At 67.8% G+C, this 17,146-nt stretch carries 15 protein-coding genes; 7 read left to right on the top strand and 8 right to left on the bottom strand.

Annotation, left to right across the window (positions count from 1 at the left end; genetic code table 11):
• Nucleotides 1-977 precede the first annotated feature (977 nt).
• The 3 genes from CHF15_RS42050 to CHF15_RS42040 all read left to right on the top strand — a co-directional run bounded on the left by CHF15_RS42050 (nt 978) and on the right by CHF15_RS42040 (nt 4,127).
• Nucleotides 978-2,672: a hypothetical protein gene (locus CHF15_RS42050; protein ID WP_143681769.1), complete on the top strand. Its 1,695-nt coding sequence runs from the start codon at nt 978-980 to the stop codon at nt 2,670-2,672.
• Nucleotides 2,673-2,705: 33 nt separating this feature from the next.
• The gene (locus tag CHF15_RS42045) at nt 2,706-3,098 is read left to right on the top strand and encodes a hypothetical protein (RefSeq protein ID WP_089229229.1); all 393 of its coding nucleotides are present in this window, start codon (nt 2,706-2,708) and stop codon (nt 3,096-3,098) included.
• A gap of 276 nt (nt 3,099-3,374) precedes the next feature.
• Nucleotides 3,375-4,127: a hypothetical protein gene (locus CHF15_RS42040; RefSeq protein ID WP_143681768.1), complete on the top strand. Its 753-nt coding sequence runs from the start codon at nt 3,375-3,377 to the stop codon at nt 4,125-4,127.
• A 55-nt stretch (nt 4,128-4,182) separates the two neighbouring features.
• On the opposite strand, the gene CHF15_RS45360 is transcribed toward CHF15_RS42040, so the two are convergent.
• From CHF15_RS45360 to CHF15_RS42020, 5 genes are all read right to left on the bottom strand, one after another.
• Complete coding sequence (locus tag CHF15_RS45360) at nt 4,183-4,359, bottom strand: hypothetical protein (protein WP_179280235.1); 177 nt, start codon at nt 4,357-4,359, stop codon at nt 4,183-4,185.
• Nucleotides 4,356-5,600, bottom strand: coding sequence for an RES domain-containing protein (locus CHF15_RS42035; RefSeq protein WP_089229227.1), 1,245 nt, complete (start codon nt 5,598-5,600; stop codon nt 4,356-4,358). The genes CHF15_RS45360 and CHF15_RS42035 overlap by 4 nt, the downstream gene beginning before the upstream one ends.
• A gap of 3 nt (nt 5,601-5,603) precedes the next feature.
• On the bottom strand, nt 5,604-6,047 hold the full coding sequence (locus CHF15_RS42030; RefSeq protein ID WP_143681767.1) for a hypothetical protein: 444 nt from the start codon (nt 6,045-6,047) through the stop codon (nt 5,604-5,606).
• Between the two features lie 65 nt (nt 6,048-6,112).
• Nucleotides 6,113-6,958 (bottom strand): hypothetical protein, encoded by an 846-nt coding sequence (locus CHF15_RS42025; RefSeq protein ID WP_089229225.1) that lies wholly within the window; start codon nt 6,956-6,958, stop codon nt 6,113-6,115.
• A 5-nt stretch (nt 6,959-6,963) separates the two neighbouring features.
• Complete coding sequence (locus tag CHF15_RS42020; protein ID WP_089229224.1) at nt 6,964-7,548, bottom strand: RNA polymerase sigma factor; 585 nt, start codon at nt 7,546-7,548, stop codon at nt 6,964-6,966.
• Between the two features lie 1,499 nt (nt 7,549-9,047).
• Between CHF15_RS42020 and CHF15_RS42015 the strand changes: the two genes are divergently transcribed.
• Entirely contained in the window at nt 9,048-9,524 is a 477-nt protein-coding gene (locus CHF15_RS42015) for an RNA polymerase sigma factor (protein ID WP_179280234.1), read from the top strand.
• A 1-nt stretch (nt 9,525) separates the two neighbouring features.
• Nucleotides 9,526-10,755: a sugar transferase gene (locus CHF15_RS42010; protein ID WP_143681766.1), complete on the top strand. Its 1,230-nt coding sequence runs from the start codon at nt 9,526-9,528 to the stop codon at nt 10,753-10,755.
• 43 nt (nt 10,756-10,798) lie between these two features.
• On the opposite strand, the gene CHF15_RS44630 is transcribed toward CHF15_RS42010, so the two are convergent.
• A complete protein-coding gene (locus CHF15_RS44630; RefSeq protein WP_143681765.1) occupies nt 10,799-10,999 on the bottom strand; it encodes a hypothetical protein in 201 nt (66 codons plus the stop codon).
• 1,021 nt (nt 11,000-12,020) lie between these two features.
• Entirely contained in the window at nt 12,021-13,802 is a 1,782-nt protein-coding gene (locus CHF15_RS42005; protein ID WP_089229221.1) for a serine/threonine protein kinase, read from the bottom strand.
• Between the two features lie 494 nt (nt 13,803-14,296).
• Here CHF15_RS42005 and CHF15_RS42000 point away from each other — a divergent pair, with 494 nt between their 5' ends.
• Nucleotides 14,297-15,463, top strand: coding sequence for a peptidoglycan-binding protein (locus CHF15_RS42000; protein WP_245939348.1), 1,167 nt, complete (start codon nt 14,297-14,299; stop codon nt 15,461-15,463).
• A gap of 312 nt (nt 15,464-15,775) precedes the next feature.
• Nucleotides 15,776-16,369 carry a L,D-transpeptidase family protein gene (locus CHF15_RS41995; RefSeq protein ID WP_089229220.1) on the top strand — a complete coding sequence of 198 codons (594 nt, stop codon included), beginning with the start codon at nt 15,776-15,778 and terminating at the stop codon, nt 16,367-16,369.
• 346 nt (nt 16,370-16,715) lie between these two features.
• On the opposite strand, the gene CHF15_RS41990 is transcribed toward CHF15_RS41995, so the two are convergent.
• Nucleotides 16,716-17,033, bottom strand: a complete 318-nt coding sequence (locus tag CHF15_RS41990) for a hypothetical protein (RefSeq protein ID WP_089229219.1) — start codon at nt 17,031-17,033, stop codon at nt 16,716-16,718.
• Nucleotides 17,034-17,146: the final 113 nt, after the last annotated feature.

Here is a 17,146-nt window from a genome sequence, read left to right as displayed (position 1 = left end):
GCCAGATATCAGCCCAGTCCGCCAGTCCTGGAGCAGCCCCAGGACAGACCTGCATCGTCTACTCTCCTCCCCAGTCTGCAACCCCTGGCCCACCGACCGTTATGGGGCCGCGTTGGCGAGGCCGGAACCGGGAACATGCAATCCGACGTATCGCGGGTGGTACATGCCTGATCAACCTCCCGGTACCGAAGCCTCGACACGTACCGCCGGCATTATGGAAGCCTCTGTCGCTGGCCTGACAGGTCAGGCCACTCCACCGGATCACCGCACCTGCGTGTCCGTCACGCAGTTCGTGGCGGCGGGTCGGCTCCTAGGGCGGTCGTACTTCGCATGCCTGGCAGTAGGTGAGCGCCCGCCCCTGCAGCGAACGCGCCGTGACTGTTGGACCGTACATACTGAGCTGCGAGGCCTGCCCGGCCAGCTTTCGAATCTGAGTCGAACGGCGCTTGATGACATGGAACACCGACAGTTGCAGCCGGGCTTCTGACGCGTGTGATCTTGCCTAGGAACCTACATAGTCGTCGTCTCCCCGTCGAGAACATGCCCCGTCGGCTGGTGCACTACGGGGTCTGACCCAGTTGGCTGTGCTGGGATGCGGGGTAGCCGGGGCGGATGTTCGATGGGCGGCAGCGGTCCGGCGTGGCCCCCGACGCGCCGGACCCGAAAGACCAGCAACCGCGGACTGGCAGCCGAGCAGGAGCGGGTGCACTACGGCAGACGAGAACCGACAGCCCTGATGACCATGCCGTCTCACGGACTCTCGAGGTACCTGGTAGCAGACGCCACGGTAGGGGCGGGCACGTTTGTAACGGTCTGGGCTGTGGGGGTGTAGGGGACTCACCGGCACGGGTACGGTTCCCGCCTGTTGCGGCTGACGCCGTGACCCGGGGGCAGGGGGGTGTGGGGAGCTGTCCGACGAGAGCCTGGAAACGTATCCGGCGATGCCGGTCGGAGGGACGAGCCCGTCGTGGAGCGGCGTGAGCCGGGTGACCCGGTTCCTGTGCGCGGCCGCGTACAACCATCGTGAGTCGTTCCGGGCCGGCATCCTGCAGCGTCTGATGCTGCCGACCGAGCGTTTCCTGCCGCCTGCGTACGGGGTGGACCCTGGGGCGGTGGCGTGGCATTGCGTCCGGGCGCAGCGGTTGGATGCGGCGCGGGAGCTGGCGGCGCTGGCTGTGCTGGCGGCGGCGTTGTGGGTGGAGCCGGTTTCGGCGGCTTTCGTGGTCTACGTTGCCACGGCGCTGCGCTTGCGGAGCTACTGGCGGCAGCGGCTACGGCTGCGTGTGCCGAAGCCGTCGGGTGTGAGGCAGTTGGCGGTGCCGGCCCTGACGGTGATCGCGGCGTTGTCGCTTGCGGTCTATGTGGCGTTGCTGGTCTACGCGGTGTGGTCCGGGCTGGGCGGACGGGTGCCGTGGCTTGCTGCGTCGTCGGCTCCGGCCGTTGCCGCTCAGGCGGCCGGCACGTGGGTGCTCGTGGGGCTGCCGGCCGGGTGGGGCGTGGTGGCGGCTGCCGAGCGGAGGGTTCGCCGGCGACGCTGGCGGGAGATCCGCACTGCGAAGCGGCTCGGCCCACCGGAGACCCGGGGGTTGTGGGGCGTGATCGAGACGTCCACCGCCCGGGGCTTGCGCCGATTGTCGCAGCTGGAGCAGGTCACCCACGTGGAGTACGCCGACGATGCCTTCTATGGTGCCGGGGACGAGCTGGAGCAGTTTCCGCCGTGGTCGTTCGCCACACAGTTACGGCGCCGCACGCCCCCCGCACCGCCGGATGTCGGGGCCGGGCATCTGCGGTTGGTCAAGCCGCCCGAAGACAGCGGACCGCTGCTCAGCCACAGCGATGTCATCGACGCCATCCGTGAAGGCATGCAACGGTTCCGGGCCGGAGAGGCCAGAGCCGGCGCCCGCCTGCAGCAGCTCACGATGCGGGACTACGTCTTCGCACCTCAGGGCCACCCGGCGCTGATCAGCAAGCGACCGGCCGGGGACGTCCTTGCCGACGAGGACGAAGAGGCCCGGCACATGCTCGGCATCCGCGTCGGCAGCTGGGAGGAGGACCTCAGCACCACCACCTTCGTACGAGCCACCACCCACGGCGACATCCTCTACCTGGAAGTCTCCGTGCGGGTCCTCCTCCCAGTACAGAACCAGTACCGCTGGTCGATCCGCACCATCGACGCCGGCATGCTCAACGCGCTGCGCTCGATTCCCAGCGACATCCTCCTCGCCGTGCCACGCCACACGTGGCAGCTCGCACGCCGATTCCGCCTGATGTGGGGCAAGGAGCCGGAGCCCGCAGAGCGCAGCGCGGCCCAGGCCGAAGGCTGGGACGTGCCCGCGCCTCCCCTGCACATCAACTCGCTGCGCGAGCAGGTCGCACAACCAAGCCCGCAGAACCTCTTCCAACGCCTGGACATCGAGCGGTACGTCAAAGCCGTCGAGCACCGCCTCATCTCTTCCGTCCAGGACCTCCTGGAGCACAAGGGTCTGGAGAGCGAGGAGTTCAGCGCCCGCGTCAGCCAGGTCTTCAACACTGGCGTGATCATCAACGGCGGCGTGCAGAGCGGCTCCATCGCCGGCGGCCACACTGTCGCCCAGACCAACCAAACGACCGTCCAGCCCAGCACTCCATCCAACCCGCAGACTGGCACCGTCTCCAGCCCGCCGCCCGCCTGACCTGGCAAGCACCCCTGCTACGAGAGGACACCCATGACCACACCGGACGAGAACGGCTTCATCGGCGTCAGCATCTCCGGCGGCACCCAGCACGGCCCCATCGCGGGCGGCTACCACGTCCAGCAGACCAACCAGACCATCCGCATCAACGACGAAGCCGTCCAAGCCATCCGCGACCACGTCGCCGCCATCCGCCAAGCACTCCCCCAGCACCACGACCCCGCGGTCCAGCAAGCCGTCTCCACCGCCCTCGCCCAAGTCGACGACGCCTTCGCCGCCCCAGGACCCGCCGACCCCCAAACCTTCCTGCGCCGCCTCCAGGCAGCCGGACTCTTCCTCACCCGCACCATCGAAACCCACCCCGCAGCCACCGCTCTCCTCTCCCAGCTGATCCCCCTCGTCACCGCCGTCGCCGGAAACTCGTAGAACAGCAAGGTGGAAAAAACATGGCCGATGCTCACGGATCCATGCGTGCCCTCATCTCAAATCCGTCCCGGACCCAGCTTGGCTCCGCCGCCAGCTCGCCTGCCGCGCACAGCCATCAATGACGGCTACCGGAACAACGCCCAGGACTTGGGGCCCTGTTGACCGGCTTGCTCTCACACCCGATATTCGTCGAGGGCCGACGCGCCTGTCGGGCTGGTGAGGCCCGCGTGCGTCGGCAGCGGGACACGGCTCGTCGGGTGGGGAGGGCGTGTGGGCGTGATCGAAGCGATCGTGATCGTGGTGGTCGCCTGTCTAGCGGGGATTGGGTGGCGGCGCCATCGTTACCCCGGTGGCTGGGCCGTTGCCTTCTCTGGCGATCATCAAGCGGACCGGCAGGGTCTTGAGAAAGCGCGCCGGACCGTACGCAACCTACAGGAGAAGGCGCGCAGGGAGCTGACAGCGGCGCACGGTCAGGTCGCTCAGGCTGACCTGTCGTACCGGAGCCGTGTCAGCAGTGCTGAACGGAAGCTGAAGCAGTTGCGTGAGCCGGGCCGCGGGTTGCTGCAGGCGACACTGGGGCCCGTGACGCTGTACAAGCATGTGGCGGTGGTTGTAACCAAGTCAGCTGCGGTAGAGGTAAGGCCGCTGGACGGTCTCGACGTACGATTCGAGAGGACGCCCCTGACTAACTACATCTACCTGACCCAACCAGATGGCCAAATGAGCCTGGCGCACTTCGGAGCCGACGAGCACAGTGAAGCCAGCGTCCGCGACTTCAGTGTCAGAATCCAGAACGCGGTCGCCGCAGAGAACCGCTTCCTCGAAGAGCGTCCCGGGTCCATCAAAACCGCTGAGGAGGACCTGAAGGCCGCTCAGTCTCACACCTCTGCGGCAGAAGAGGCCCGTGAGCATCTGAGTGCGGTCACCTCACGCCAAAGCCGCAATCAGGCCCTCAAAGACGCGCTCGTCGAGCTCGAGGCCGCCCGCGAGCGCTGGCGAAGCCTCACGGGACGGCGCCCTCCGGCCTGAGCCACAAGGCCCAAGGGTGTGCTGCGGCGCCTTTCTCGTCCGTCGCCTACCTATGTCACGGTTCCGCAATGTCACGGACCGCCTCTTCGATGGCGGCTTCTTCATCGTCGTCGTCGAGGATGGGGAGCTGGTGGGCGGCCTGGCGCTTGAGGTCGGCGAGGCGGCCGAGCAGTTCTTCGCGGTCGATGTCGCGGTCGAAGTCGTCGACCGCGAGGTGCGTGTTGGCGGTCATCGTGTGCCTCCCATACCGAATTCTTCACCAAGGGCTTCGCGAAGGGCAGCCCGTGCGGCGCGCAGGCGGGTCTTAACGGTGTTCTGCGGGATGTCGATGAACTCTGCGATGATCGCGATGGGCTGGTCAAGGACCTCGTACAGGAGGAAGACCTCCCGTTTGTCGCGTGGCAGGTTCTTGATGGCGTCGTAGATGACGATCTTGTTGACTGTCTCAGCCGCCAGATCACTACCGCGGTGGTCCAGGGTGCTCTCCAGAACCGTGTCCAGGGGCACCGGCGGCAGGGTCGGCTTCTGAGTGCGCGCGTAGATCCGCTGGAGGATGTTGCGGCCAATCCGTACGACGTATCCGACAGGCCGTTCCATCTCCGAGACGGCCGGCCACTTCTGGTAGGCGATGAGGAAGGCTTTGTCGGCGGCGTACTGCGCGAGGTCCCAGTCGCAGGCCCGGGCGTTCAGGATGTTGCGGACCGTGCGGTAGTGCTGCAGGTAGAAGCTGTCAAAGTCCGTGTCGGTGCGGTCGTCGGCTTTGCGTTCTTCCTCGGTGCGTTCCAGGAAGTCCTCGATGGGAGCGGTGGCCTCCTCGGCGGCCGGCACATCGATGGCGACGGTGGCACGGAAGGGCAGCATCACGGTGTTGAGCAGCCGTGTCCCCTCGGGGACGCCCAGGGGAACGGACCGGTCGGCCTCCAGACACCGGGGCGGACAGCGGTCTTCGAACAGCACCAGGGCATCTTGGCCGAGACCCGGGTTACTTCGCGACTGCCACACCAGTCCCTGGGCCCAGGGGTGCTCGCGGCGCAGGTGACGGGCCCAGTACCGGGTCTGTGCGTAGAGGGTGGGTTCACCGTGAGTGAGGCCTTCGGTTGCGCCGATCGCGGCGAGGGCTTCGGGGCTGCTGAGGTCGATCAGGCGTAGTGGAACGGTGGTGCGGAGCTTGGTGAAGGCGCGGTTGCTGATCTGGGCGTGAGGCAGGACGCGGGCGCCGGTGTTGTCGAAGGGGATGCTGCGCAGGAGGTGTACGGTGACGGCGGTGGCTGCCGACCGGGAGGCGTACAGGACGCCGTAGGGGTCGTCGGGGGTGCCGTCGAATCGGGATCCGCCGAAGACGGGGTCGGCCAGGGTGGGGTTGAAGTGGTCGGGGCTGTATCGGGTGTGGTGGATGCGCCAAAGCCGGGTGCCGGCCGGGAGGGTGGCGGCCTGGGCTGGCAGCGGTTGCGGTGGTGGCGGTGCGAGGGACATCGGTCACTGCTCCTCGGGCGTGGCTCGGGCTTCCAGAGCGGGGGCCGCGGGCGGGAGGATCGCGGGCAGCGGGTGGGGGACGGTCCCGGTGGTGGGGAACGGGGTCTGTCCGATCGTCAGGTCGATGTGGGTCGGGGCGGGAACTGCGATGTCCAGGACGCTGCCGTCGGCGCGGCGGTCGTGGATGCGTGTGCCGGTGGGCAGGGCTGCTGGGACGGTGAGCAGGGTCGCTCGGCGTTCGCGTTCGAAGGCGACGGCGTTGCGTCCGTCGATGCGGGCGCGCAGGGTCTGCCACATGCCGGTGGTTGTGGCGCGCCAGGCGGCGCCGGTGGCGGCCAGGGCGGTGCGGAGGGTGCCGAGGACCATGGGGTGCTCCCGGGGTGAGGTGGTGTTGGCGTACACCCCCACTAAGGCCACCGAGAGCGGGTCGGGTTTTCCCCGGTTCAAGATTCTTTTCTTTCTCGACTTCGTGCCCGCTGTCGTGCTTGCCAGGGGCGTGATGTCTTCAGGGTTCAGGCAGGCAGGGCTCGCTGGAGTTGCTCGGCTAGGTGCTGGTCGGGCCAGGTGATCGCCCCGAGCTCCGGGTCGTTTTCGCTGTGCAGGCGCTGCACGGCCTGGGTCAGGGAGTACGAGAGTGCTCCGGTTCGCAGGTGGAAGGCCTCCACGGACATCTCTTGCACGCCCTGCGGAGGCTGCAGGGCGTGCAGGGTATGGAGCAGCATGACGTCGTCGGGTACGGCGTTGGGGATCCGGGCGGCTGGGGTGTCGCGGTGGCGGCGGCGGGTGCTGATGCGGTCCTTGCTGCGGTTCTTGCGTTTCCGCTGTGGCTTGGCTTCCTGGCTTTCCAGGGCCAGGGCTTGTCCTGCCCAGTGGTGGGCGTCGCGTACGTCGCCGCGCTTGAGGTGCAGCAGGTACAGGCAGGCGGCCGAGGCGGTCTTGCCGGCGCCGGCGGAGAACTGCCAGAGGAACTCGGCGCCGTCTTCGCGGTCGGCCAGGTGCAGCAGGCAGGCGAAGGTGAGGGCTCCGTCGGGGTTGATCTGCCGGGAGGTGGCGAGCTGGGCGATGTGGTCCACGGCGTGGGCGCCGGTGATCACCAGTGCCGACAGTTCTCGTAGGTCACGGGCGGCCTGTTCGTGGGGGGCTGCGCCCCGGCGGGCGCGGCGGTCCAGGAACGCGGCCAGGGAGGCCTGGGCCGGGCGGGGTGGCGGCGCGCCGCCTGCGAGGCCTGCGGTGTGTCGGGAGGCGGCGAACTCTGCCTCGATACGGCGGCGGGAGGCGGCGAGTTCCTCGTCGCCGGCGCGGTCGATGAGGACTTCGGCGTCGGCCAGCAGGTCGTCGAGGCGGCGCGGCTCGCGCATGAGGGTTACTCCTGTTCGTCCGGAGGGGGGTTTTCGAGGTCCCGGGCAATCCGCTGGCGGGCCCGGTCGCGGTGGGAGCGGACCGTGGCGGCGCTGACCCCCATGGTCTGCGCCGTCTTCTTCAGGTCGTAGCCCAGCACGTAGACCAGAACCATCACGTCGAACTGCCGCTCAGGCAGTCGGGCGATCGCGGCATACAGGCCGAGGCTGCTCTCCATGACCGCGAACTTGTTGCGGAAGGAGTCCAGCAGGTCCCGGGTCAGGGCAACGCGGTCGAAGGTTGCGGTCTCCGGCATCGCCGATTCCCGGCCCTGCCAGGCCAGTTCCTCGGCAACGACGGACTTGAAGAAGGCCCACGCCGAGGAGGTGGGGCTGGCCTCTTCCATCAGCCGGCCCCAGTCGTACAGCAGGGCCATGAAGACCTCGTGGACGATCTCGCCAGCCAGGCGCTTGTCGCCCAGGTGCAGCTCGGCGTAGCGGCGGTAGACCCTGAAGTACAGGTGGTGGAAGGCCCAGAACGCTGTCGGCAGCGGGGCGGGTTCCCGTACAGCCGGGACAGCCGGCGGCTCGCCGGCGTCGCCGCGGCTCACACCGGCCTCCCGGGGTCACAGGCCAGGGCCACGGCATCCTCAGTGCCGCCGGTGCCTGCGGCAGGGCTGCCGGGAACCTGACGCCGCACGACCGGCACCCCCGCCATGCGGACCCGGATGGTGCCCGCCACAGCTATGAGCGCCCGGATGGGCAGTGCCTTCAAAGGGGCCATCCCTTCACCATCGCCAGCACCCCTGTCACACAACGCAGTTGATGGTGCCGTAGGAGCGCGGTGCTCCTGGCGGTAGCTAATCGGACGAGGCCCCGCATATGAGGAGCCCACCCCCACAAAATTTAACGCTAAGCAATCGCTCAGTCGCCACACGTGTCACTTCTCGCCACGCCCGCGCCCTCAAACCCGCATTCGATCACGCCCCGTGACCAGCGCCAACTCACGCAACGCGGCCGGATGTTCACCCTCCATCTGGCGTGAACTCGCCACACACCCCAAACCCTAGCTTGGCGTTTGTGATGCAGATCACAAGGGGGCCGTGAGGTACGCGCCTCACTCCTCAGCCCGCTCCGCCGTATCGCAGCGTCGCTTGCGTGAACCGGCAGCGGACCGCGTCGCTGGCCACCCCGCGACAACAACGGGAAGGCTTTCGCGTAGACGCGGTCATTATCGAATACTTTCTCCTCAAAGTGGTTCATAAGGTCCGGCTTGCCTGTGTCGGCGCCTACCTTGCCGGTGGTCATTGCATCCCCGGCAGCCCCGCGGCCAGCGGGGTGGGCGTTGCGGGCCTCGGCTCAAGGGCACGGCCGCTGGCCCGCCTTGGAAGCGCGGGGACCTGTTGAGGCGTCGGGCGGCGCGACGCCACGCCGATGAGTGCATCGCCACGAAGTGGCATCCCCCTCGGATGCTGCCGGTCGGCCTGAGGCGGACGTCGCCGGGTGCAGCGACCTCGATCAACCCCGGCCCCAATGTCGCCCCACCACGCATGGACCTGACTGCCCGCCATGGCGCACGGATGCACACGCCCACCTCGGCACTGTTGGCGCGCTTCCCCCGCCAACGGTGCCGCCCTCCAGACCTGCAGCACCGACTTTCGCCCGGGGCTTCCCAGCCAGCCGCCGCTGTGGGAAAGGCCGGCATCCCTGTCCACCCGCGGACCCCTCACCCGGCTGGTGGGGCGCGGCCCCGCTGAATCCAGCCAGCCGGTCCTTGTCCGATGCCCGAGTCCAAACAGAACGGGCTAAAGGGGTCTTCCTTCGCTGCTGTCGCAGTACGTCCCGTGCTGGTGCGGATCGGCACAAGAGGGTCAGGACTCGGCAGTCACCCCGGTAACCGCAGAGGTGTTCGGGGGTCCAGAAAAGTCGGCGACGCCGTTGCACGCGGAAGCGCTCCTGTCCCCCACCTGGGCATGAACACTGTGGCAAGGGCGGCTCGGTGGTGAGGCGCGCTCCAGGACAGCGCGTCCCCGGACAGTCCGAAGCGCCGGAGGGCTACGCAGACTTCGATGACTTCGTGCGTGCGGAACACGTGAGCTTGGTCCGATTCGTGGCAGCCCTCGGAGCGTCCTGGGACGAGGCGGAAGAGGCCGTGGCGGAAACGCTGTTTTACGTCTTCCCCCGGTGGAAGACGATCCGGAACCCCCGGGCGTACTGCCGGAAGGCCGCTGAACGTGCGTGGGTGCACAGCGAAGTACGCCTGCGCAAGGCTCCTGAAGCGGCCTTGGCCAGTACGTGGGGTGCCCCTCGGGAAGTCGCTCCCCCGGGCCATGACTACGTTGACCAGGACTACGCCTTGCGACACCTGCGGGCATTGGACCAGCAACAGCGGCGGGTCATGGCGCTGGTCTTCGACGGGTACTCACCGGAGGAGATCGCCGAGATTCTCGACAAGAAGGCCAGCACGGTCCGGTCCAACATTCGCCATGCCCGGAAGCATCTCAAAGAGGCAATCGCCAAGGAACAAGCCGCAGAGGCAGGTAATCAGGTAGCACCGATGAGCAGCACGCTTCATGGGGGGAAATGAGATGGGCATCTCGCGAAACGAGAACCAGCCGGTGATCCCGCCTCAGCAGGCCGGGGAGAACGGCCTGGCCGAGGAATTGGGCCTGACCGAGGAACCGGAGATCACGCAGTACCTGGCGGAGCTCAACGAGGCCGCCCGTCAGGTCATCACACCGCGCAAGACCGAGGACCTGCTCCTGCGTATCAAGGTGGACGCGTTCAAGCAGGCAGCGGTCGAGAGCCACCAGTCCGGTGACGACACCCTCACCAATCTGGTGATCCACCGAGAGGAACTCGAGGCACCGGAGCAGGAGGCGGGGCCGTGGGGGCGGCGCCGCCGGCTGCGCTCGGCGATCCTGGAGTTCGCTCTCCCGCTGGCCGTTCAGATCTTCTCGTTCTGGCTGGTGTTCTCCTATCTGGTGGGGAACGGCGTGAACCAGTCCGGCTACCCGGACACCGCGATCGTGCTGTCCATGATCGCCTCATTCGCCACTGCCAGCGTTGTCGTGAGGAGAGGACGGCGCCGCCCGCCATCGGCTCCACGGGCCGACGGCAAGCCGGTGAAGGGACTGGCGTGCGAACCGGCCCCGCTGTCCAAGAGCCGGCGGATGGCCGACATCGTCGTCGCCTGCGTCGCACTCGTGCTGACCTTGCCGTTCACCGCCATGACGGGTCTGATGATCGCTCTCGGTGACAGCAACACCATCGTGGAGAGGAAGCTGCATGTCGGGCAGGGCGGCCACGGCATCTTCCTGCTGCGCTATCAGGTCACCGGCACGCGGGTACCGCTGCTGCGGCAGTGGCTGCCGTTCACGGAGCACTTCCCACGACTGTGGAATCTCCTGCGCGGCGACCTGACGCTCGTGGGCCCGAAGCCGGAGCCGCCCGAGGTGGCCGTGCGGTACCCCGAGGACTGCCGGTGGGTCTTCCAGCACCGCCCCGGCCTCATCGGGGCCGTGTTCGAGGACACCCGCCATCTGGAGAGGAACCTCGATGAGTACCTGAGCGTGGTGGTCCCTGCCCAGGTCAAGTTCCTCTACCGCAACTACCTCTACAACAGCAGGCTCGGCCCGCGCCTGCTCAGCAATGCCGCCTTCGCCCTCCTGGCATTCCAACAGGGCAAGGGGCCGCGGCTGGCCACGCTGGAACAGGTCACGGTCGCCCCCGCGGACCAGGCAGGCGCACCCGAACGCCCTCCCGCGGAGCGGGTCAGGCTGGAACGGTGGTCACTGCACGAGACGGCCCTGGCGTGAGCGGAGGGTGCATCCCACAGCGGGATGCACCCTCCCCCTCGTACTACAGGACGACCAGGAGAAGAATGAGTACCAGCGCCAGCACGCCGGCCCCACACATCACCAGGATCGAGCCGGTCGACGCGTACGAACCCACCAAAGTCACGACTGTCGAATTGAACGCCGTGACCATGCCCTGCGTACTTACTCGCGGACGGCCCTTGCCGGCGTCGCCCTTCTTCTGAGATTTCTTGCCCCGCTTCAAGGCGGTCCCTTCTGAACGGTCAGGAGCGGATCTACCGCGGCCCACGCCCTAGCCCGGCGTGGGCCGCACCATGTAGGGCATTTAGAGCCGCCAACCGTGCAACAGCCCCGAAGAGAACAAGAAAGACCAGGCCAGCCCCACGGAAAGACATTTCCGACACGCGGCCATATACAACATTAAGGATCAATTAGGGGACGTGCTCAGCACTTCCCACTGAAGCGCTGCAGCCATGGACACGTCACTCTTTTACAATCGGATGCGACGACGACGCTCTCGGTGAATGCGTGGACTCACCTGCCGGCAGCGGGTGAAATCGAGAAACGCCCAGCCCCCTTCCCGGCCCCCCCGCCCCCTGAGCACAGGGCCAGGAAGGTCTCCAGGCGCGTACGAGGACGACAACCGGGTGTGGGCGCGCGGCCGCTCCCCTCCTCCAGCCCGGTCGGGGGTGCAGCCACAGCGCGGATACTCGCCGCGGCGAACATCTCACGCTGGAGTGCCGCGCCGCTGTGGAGCGATGTATCCGACACGCGGCACGGGAAGTCCAGTAGCCCCAGAGCTGCACGTCCGCCTTCCTGCGGCGACATCACCGTGCGGTCACGCCGGACGTCGGCGACGGGCGGGTGATGGTCGAGAACCGCAGTCGGCGTGGCCGCAGAAGTTGGGCGGGAAAGTCGGCGGTTGTCATGGTGACCCTGGCAGCATGGCGTCGGGCAGGGACTGTGGCCTTCCCTCACCTAACCCCGTTGCCGAGCTGACCCCTGCGTCGTGAGGCGGCGGCTGTGCCGGGTCAGGCAATTTCAGCACCGACCTCCGCGTGCACGCCCGTGGAGAGTGAGGGCTGGGTTGGGCACCAGGTCCTCGGGGGTGGTGGGGAGCGGCGTATGAGATCACCAGCTCCTGAGCACCCATGGCCAGCGGTTTGCCAGGAGGCCGAAAATCCGGATACGTCCGAAGGCCCTGCCCCTACTTGTGGGGCAGGGCCTGGGGTTCGCAAGGCGGCGGCACGCGGGCGGGCGAACGGTCAGGCGGGCATCTCGGACAGGTGCTGGCCGTCGAAATACATGGCGTTGCTGTTGGCGCCGTCCAGACTGCCCTTGGTGTCGGACACGCCGGCATGGACTTCGCCGACGGACGGCCGGGACGTGTAGACCCGGCATTCCTGTACCTCGTTGGGCACCAGGTGCAGGGTGCATTCCCGCACATAGCTGAGGGTGATGTCATCCCGGCTCCCGTCCTCTGGGTTCCGGCCGAGCCAGTAGTAGAAAGTAAGGGTCTGCGCGGTAGGGGACTTCGCCTGGATCTTGTAGGCGATGCTGTTGCCTGTGTCATCCGCGATGCAGGGCAGCACCCAGTAGCCGTCGACGTTGTCGGCGGCGTACGAGTCGCGGCATTTCCAGTCCAGGCCGAGGGTGGGCTCGGACGGCGGCTTGGTCGTCGCCGAGGACTTCGGGGACCGGGTCGGCGTCGTAGAAGAACCTCCGGTGCCGGAAGTTTTGGCGGGTGACTTGGCCGAAGGCGAACCGGAGGTCCGACCGGACACGGAGGCGCTCGGCGAGGGGGATGGTGACTTTTTCGCCGCGATGGAGGCCTTGGACGCGCCTTCCGAGGGGGTCCCTTGCGCCTCGTCCAAGTGCTGGGACCACCACCAGCCTCCAGTGGCTACGAGGATGAGGGCGGTGGCCCCGGAGGTGACCAGCGGGGCCACGCGGCGGCTGGGGCGTTGGGCTGTGCGGTCCGCGTTTCGTCGCGCGGCGCGGGAGCCGGACTGGGTTGGGGCGTTGGCGAGAGCTACTTCGGCAGGGGAAGCGACGGCGGGGTCGGCGGCCGGCTGGGCGGGGCTGTCGGGCTCCGTGGGGTGCGCGATCGCTGCGTCCCCGGCTGCATCGTCCTGGCCTGCGGAGGCTTGGCGCAGGCCGGCCGTGTCCTCGGCCTCGCGCAGGGCGGTCATCGCCGCGACAGCCGGCGGCAGCCACGCCGCGGTACCCAGGACGGTGACCAGGTCGTCAACCGGCTCGACCAGCTGGTGCAGCAGTTCGCCCAGACCGGGCCTGAGGGCCGGGTCTTTGGCGAGACACGGCTCGATGACGGCGCGTAGTTCGGTCGGCAGGCCGTCCATCTCGGGCTGTTCGTGGAGCACGCGGTAGTGGAGGACGGAGCCGGGGGCGGCCTCGCCGAACGGGTACCGGCCGGTGGCGGTCCTGGCGAGGAGGACGCCCAGCGAGAACACGTCCGAGGCCGCGCCGACTGCCTGTCCCTTGATCTGCTCGGGCGAGCTGAAACCGGCGGTACCCAGGTAGCTTCCGTGCTCTGTCAGGCGTGTGGCGTCCACGATGGCGGATATGCCGAAGTCGATGACGCGGGGGCCGTTCGACGTCAGGATGACGTTCGACGGCTTGAGGTCGCGGTGGATGACCCCTGCCTCGTGGATTGCGCTCAGGGCCTCCACTAATCCCGCGCCCAGGGCCCGTACCGAGTCGGTGGGCCAGGGGCCGTGACGGAGAGCCTTGTCCAGGGGGACGCCCTGGACGTGGGCAGTGGCCAGCCACGGCGGGTCGGCCTCGGCGTCGGCGCCGACCACAGCGGCGGTGTAGGCGCTGTTCACCTGGCGGGCAGCCTGGGCTTCACGGGCGAAGCGGCGGCGGAACTCGTCGTCCTCCGCGATGTCCGGCCGAATCACCTTCACGGCGACCTTCATGCCTCCAGGGCTTCGGCCCAGGAACACCTGGCCCATACCGCCCTGGCCGAGCCTGGCAACGATCCGGTACGGACCGATCCACTGCGGCTGCGGCGCGTTCCACTCCACGGGGTTCCCTCGTTGATCGTCCTGCGGCCGGATGATCCATACCGCGTGTGCTGATGGTGCGTCGGAAACGGCAGTCTGCCAGATGAAACATGGATGCCCATGACAATCACGCAACAGTTCCGCACTCAAGGGATTGCCCTATGCCCGCCTGCTGACGTCGACTTCGTAGTGTCACAGGCGCCTGACGCGTCGTAATGCCTGAGCTGCACACGGGAACTGCCGAGCGGCCTACGTTCCGGTGTCCTTTACCGCGGCAGGTCCTTCCTCCGGGTGAGTCATCGTCTCTGCAGCCCGATACCCCATGCGCTCATCAGGGTGAATCCGGGACGTTGCCCCAGGACGCCGGCTCGGCTCGCTCACGGCGCAGCCGCACGGCCAACGATCATGTCGAGCCGCGCCTGGAGCGCGGACAGCCTGCAAGCGGTTGTGCCCGATACCGCGACCACGTCGTTACGATCAGCGCCGCTGAGACCGATGCACCGATGCTTGCCGTCATGCAGGGAGCTGACCTGCTGTTATGCCGTCATGCAGGCGGTGTGGAGGCCCGGCTGTTCTACACAACGACGGGGAGAGACACGCACATGACCCATGAGCCGGGTGGCCAGGACCAGGAAAGCGCAGGGGTGCAGCTGTCGCGGCTGCTGCGCCGCTGGTGGGAGGAGGCCGGCAGCCCGACCGGCGGCACCAGGCCGACGCAGCAGGCACTGGCCGCGCGGCTCGGGGTCGACCAGACGACGCTGTCGCGGTACCTGAACCCGAAACACCTGTCCACGGCTCCTTTGCGGGTGGTCGAGGCACTGCACGCTCAGTTGCGTGTCCCGGCGGCGGAACTCGAGCAGGCGCGGGCGCTGTGCCGGACCGCGCTGCAGGACAGCGCCCGCCAACGAACCCCCGGCAACGCTGCAAGGGAACACGCTGCGCCGACGGGTAGCGCGAGCGAATCCGGTCCTGTCACAGCATCCGGTATCGCTCCCTCAAGGCAGGGGACCGCTGACCGACACGGCACGGATCGCCGTGATATCCCCGGCTGGGCCCGGGCCCGGTGGCTGCGCTCGGTACTGGTAGCGGCAGCCGTCGTCGTGGCGTTCACCGGTGGCGTGGTCTTCCACGAACGGCTGGCCGCCCGCGACAGCGCAGCCACAGCCGACGGTGCGGCGGGCGCCGCTCCCCAAAGCGAACCACGGTCCAAGTGGCCGGTGCTGCGCATGGGCAAGGACGACAAGTACACCCGTGGCCGCGCCCTGCAGAACCTCCTGAACGCGCACGGCTACAAGGTCCCGACCGACGGATTCTTTGGAGAGGACACCCGGGACGCCGTCCTGAAATTCCAGGAGAAGGAGGAACTGCAGCGCGACGGCAAGGTCGGCATGCGAACCTGGCCAGCCCTGGTAGAGGAGGGCGTCGGTCCGGGCTCCAACTCTTTCGCGGTACGGGCCGTGCAGGAACTGCTCGATAACGTCGGCCAGGGCGCCACGCCGGTGTCGGGAACCTACACGTCCGTGACCGTCGAGAACGTGAAGCACTTCCAGCGCAGCCAGGGCCTGCACGCAAACGGCCGGGTCGACGAGGAGACGCTACTGGCTCTACTGCTGGAGCAACTCCCGCCCGCCAGCGGGCCGCGCTACAGGAACACGATGACACCATCCCCCGATCCGGCGTAAGAAGCGCGGCGCGCTTCCCGTCCTGCGAGGGCGTACCCGCCCCAGGCATGGCGCCCACATCATTGCAGGAGAACATAAGACCAGGTCAGAGACTCGCCATGCAGAACGCATCGATGCGCCTCGGCAGGCAGCTGGAATCGTGTTCTCCCACTCGATTTCTCCGGCAATGCTGATTCCGCGGCCAGCGCTCCTGGACAGCCCGCCCCGTTCAACGGGTCGCAGATCCAGGTACGTCTCCCGGTCCGCTTCCTGTCAGCACGCCACACACGCACGGTCAGAGTCCTCAAGCCGTGCGGGAGAACGAGGAAACACATGAGCAGCAACGGACGCCGCCTGCGCAGCACCCTCATCGCCGCAGCCACGGCAACCACCCTCACGCTGACCGTGGCGCCGGCACTCTCGCCTGCCACTGCAGCGCAGGGACCCGCCAAGACGCCATCGGCTGCCACGGCAACCAGCCTGGTCTACGACAAGAACCCCAGCGACCCCACCAACTCGAGGCTCAAGGTCTACCAGGGCACGAACCTCCTGGCCTCCTACCGAGCCGGATCAGGTACGGGCAGCAAGATCGACTGCACAGTCGGCGCGGGCTGGATCCCGAACGGCAACTGGAAGATCAAGCTCAAGGACCCCAAGTACAACGGCCAGTACATCAAGGGCTACGCCGTCTACCTCGAGGACATGGGGTGCTCCAAGTACCCCCACAAGAAGATCCGTACGCAGATGTTCATCCACTCCGAGATGAACCGCGACGGCAGCCAAGGCCGCAGCGAGCAGCGCAGCTGGCAAGACTCCAAGGACTACAAGTCCGCCGGCTGCGTGAAGCTGCGCCCGAACCACATCACGGACATGTTCAAGCTCCTCAACCGCATCGGCTGGCCGACCCACCTGCGCGTCGTGTCCTGACGCCACAGGGCGGCGGACCGAAGAAGGCACACTCCCCCACCGACGACCAAAGCGGTGATCCGTGCGCGGCCGCGGCAGCCCCCTCGGGCCTGCCGCAGCCACACGGACACGCCAGCCACCATCCACCCCGGCGGTCGCCGCACGCACCAAACAAGCGACGTCGCCGCGTCTCCCTCATACCCGAACCAGCGGTCAGGTGCTCAGTCATCTGAGCCTGCACTGCGAGCCCTGTGCGCCGCAGTACAGGGACAGTCGTTCGCGTCGCCTTCCGCGCTCTCCTTGCGGCCGGCCAGTCCAGGGCCATGCTCACCTGGCCCGAGGGCCCTTGGCCCTGAGAGCGGCGAGCTCACCCGGAGCCTGCCAGGGGCGGGGTGAGGGCGTCGATGAGGACCCGTACCTGCAGCAGGGTGCCGTCGCTGGCGGCTTCCGGTGCCTCGGCAATGGCCTGGGCGACGAGTGCGAGCAGTGCGCAGAGGCGGCCGTCGGCGGCTGCCTGTGGGAGGTCCCGCAGGGATGCTCGCAGGGAGTCTTCGCTCCATCGGATATGAGCCAGACCGTCGGCGAGACCGCGCTCTTCCACGCTGGGGTGCCAGACGCCTGTGCGGAAGTCGTCCAGCAGTTCGGCAGCGGCAGACTCCAGCGAGTCGGCAGGCATCGTCGTCATGCGCTGTGTAACGAGGCGGCGATGAGCTCGATGCCAGGCCGGCCGCACCCAGCGGGCACCAAGGAACCCGGATCGGCTTCGGGTGCCTGACCGTGTTGCTCTGGCGGGCATTG

Source organism: Actinacidiphila glaucinigra, assembly GCF_900188405.1.
GTDB classification, from domain to species: Bacteria; Actinomycetota; Actinomycetes; order Streptomycetales; family Streptomycetaceae; genus Actinacidiphila; species Actinacidiphila glaucinigra.
This window is presented reverse-complemented; position numbering and strand designations above follow the sequence as displayed.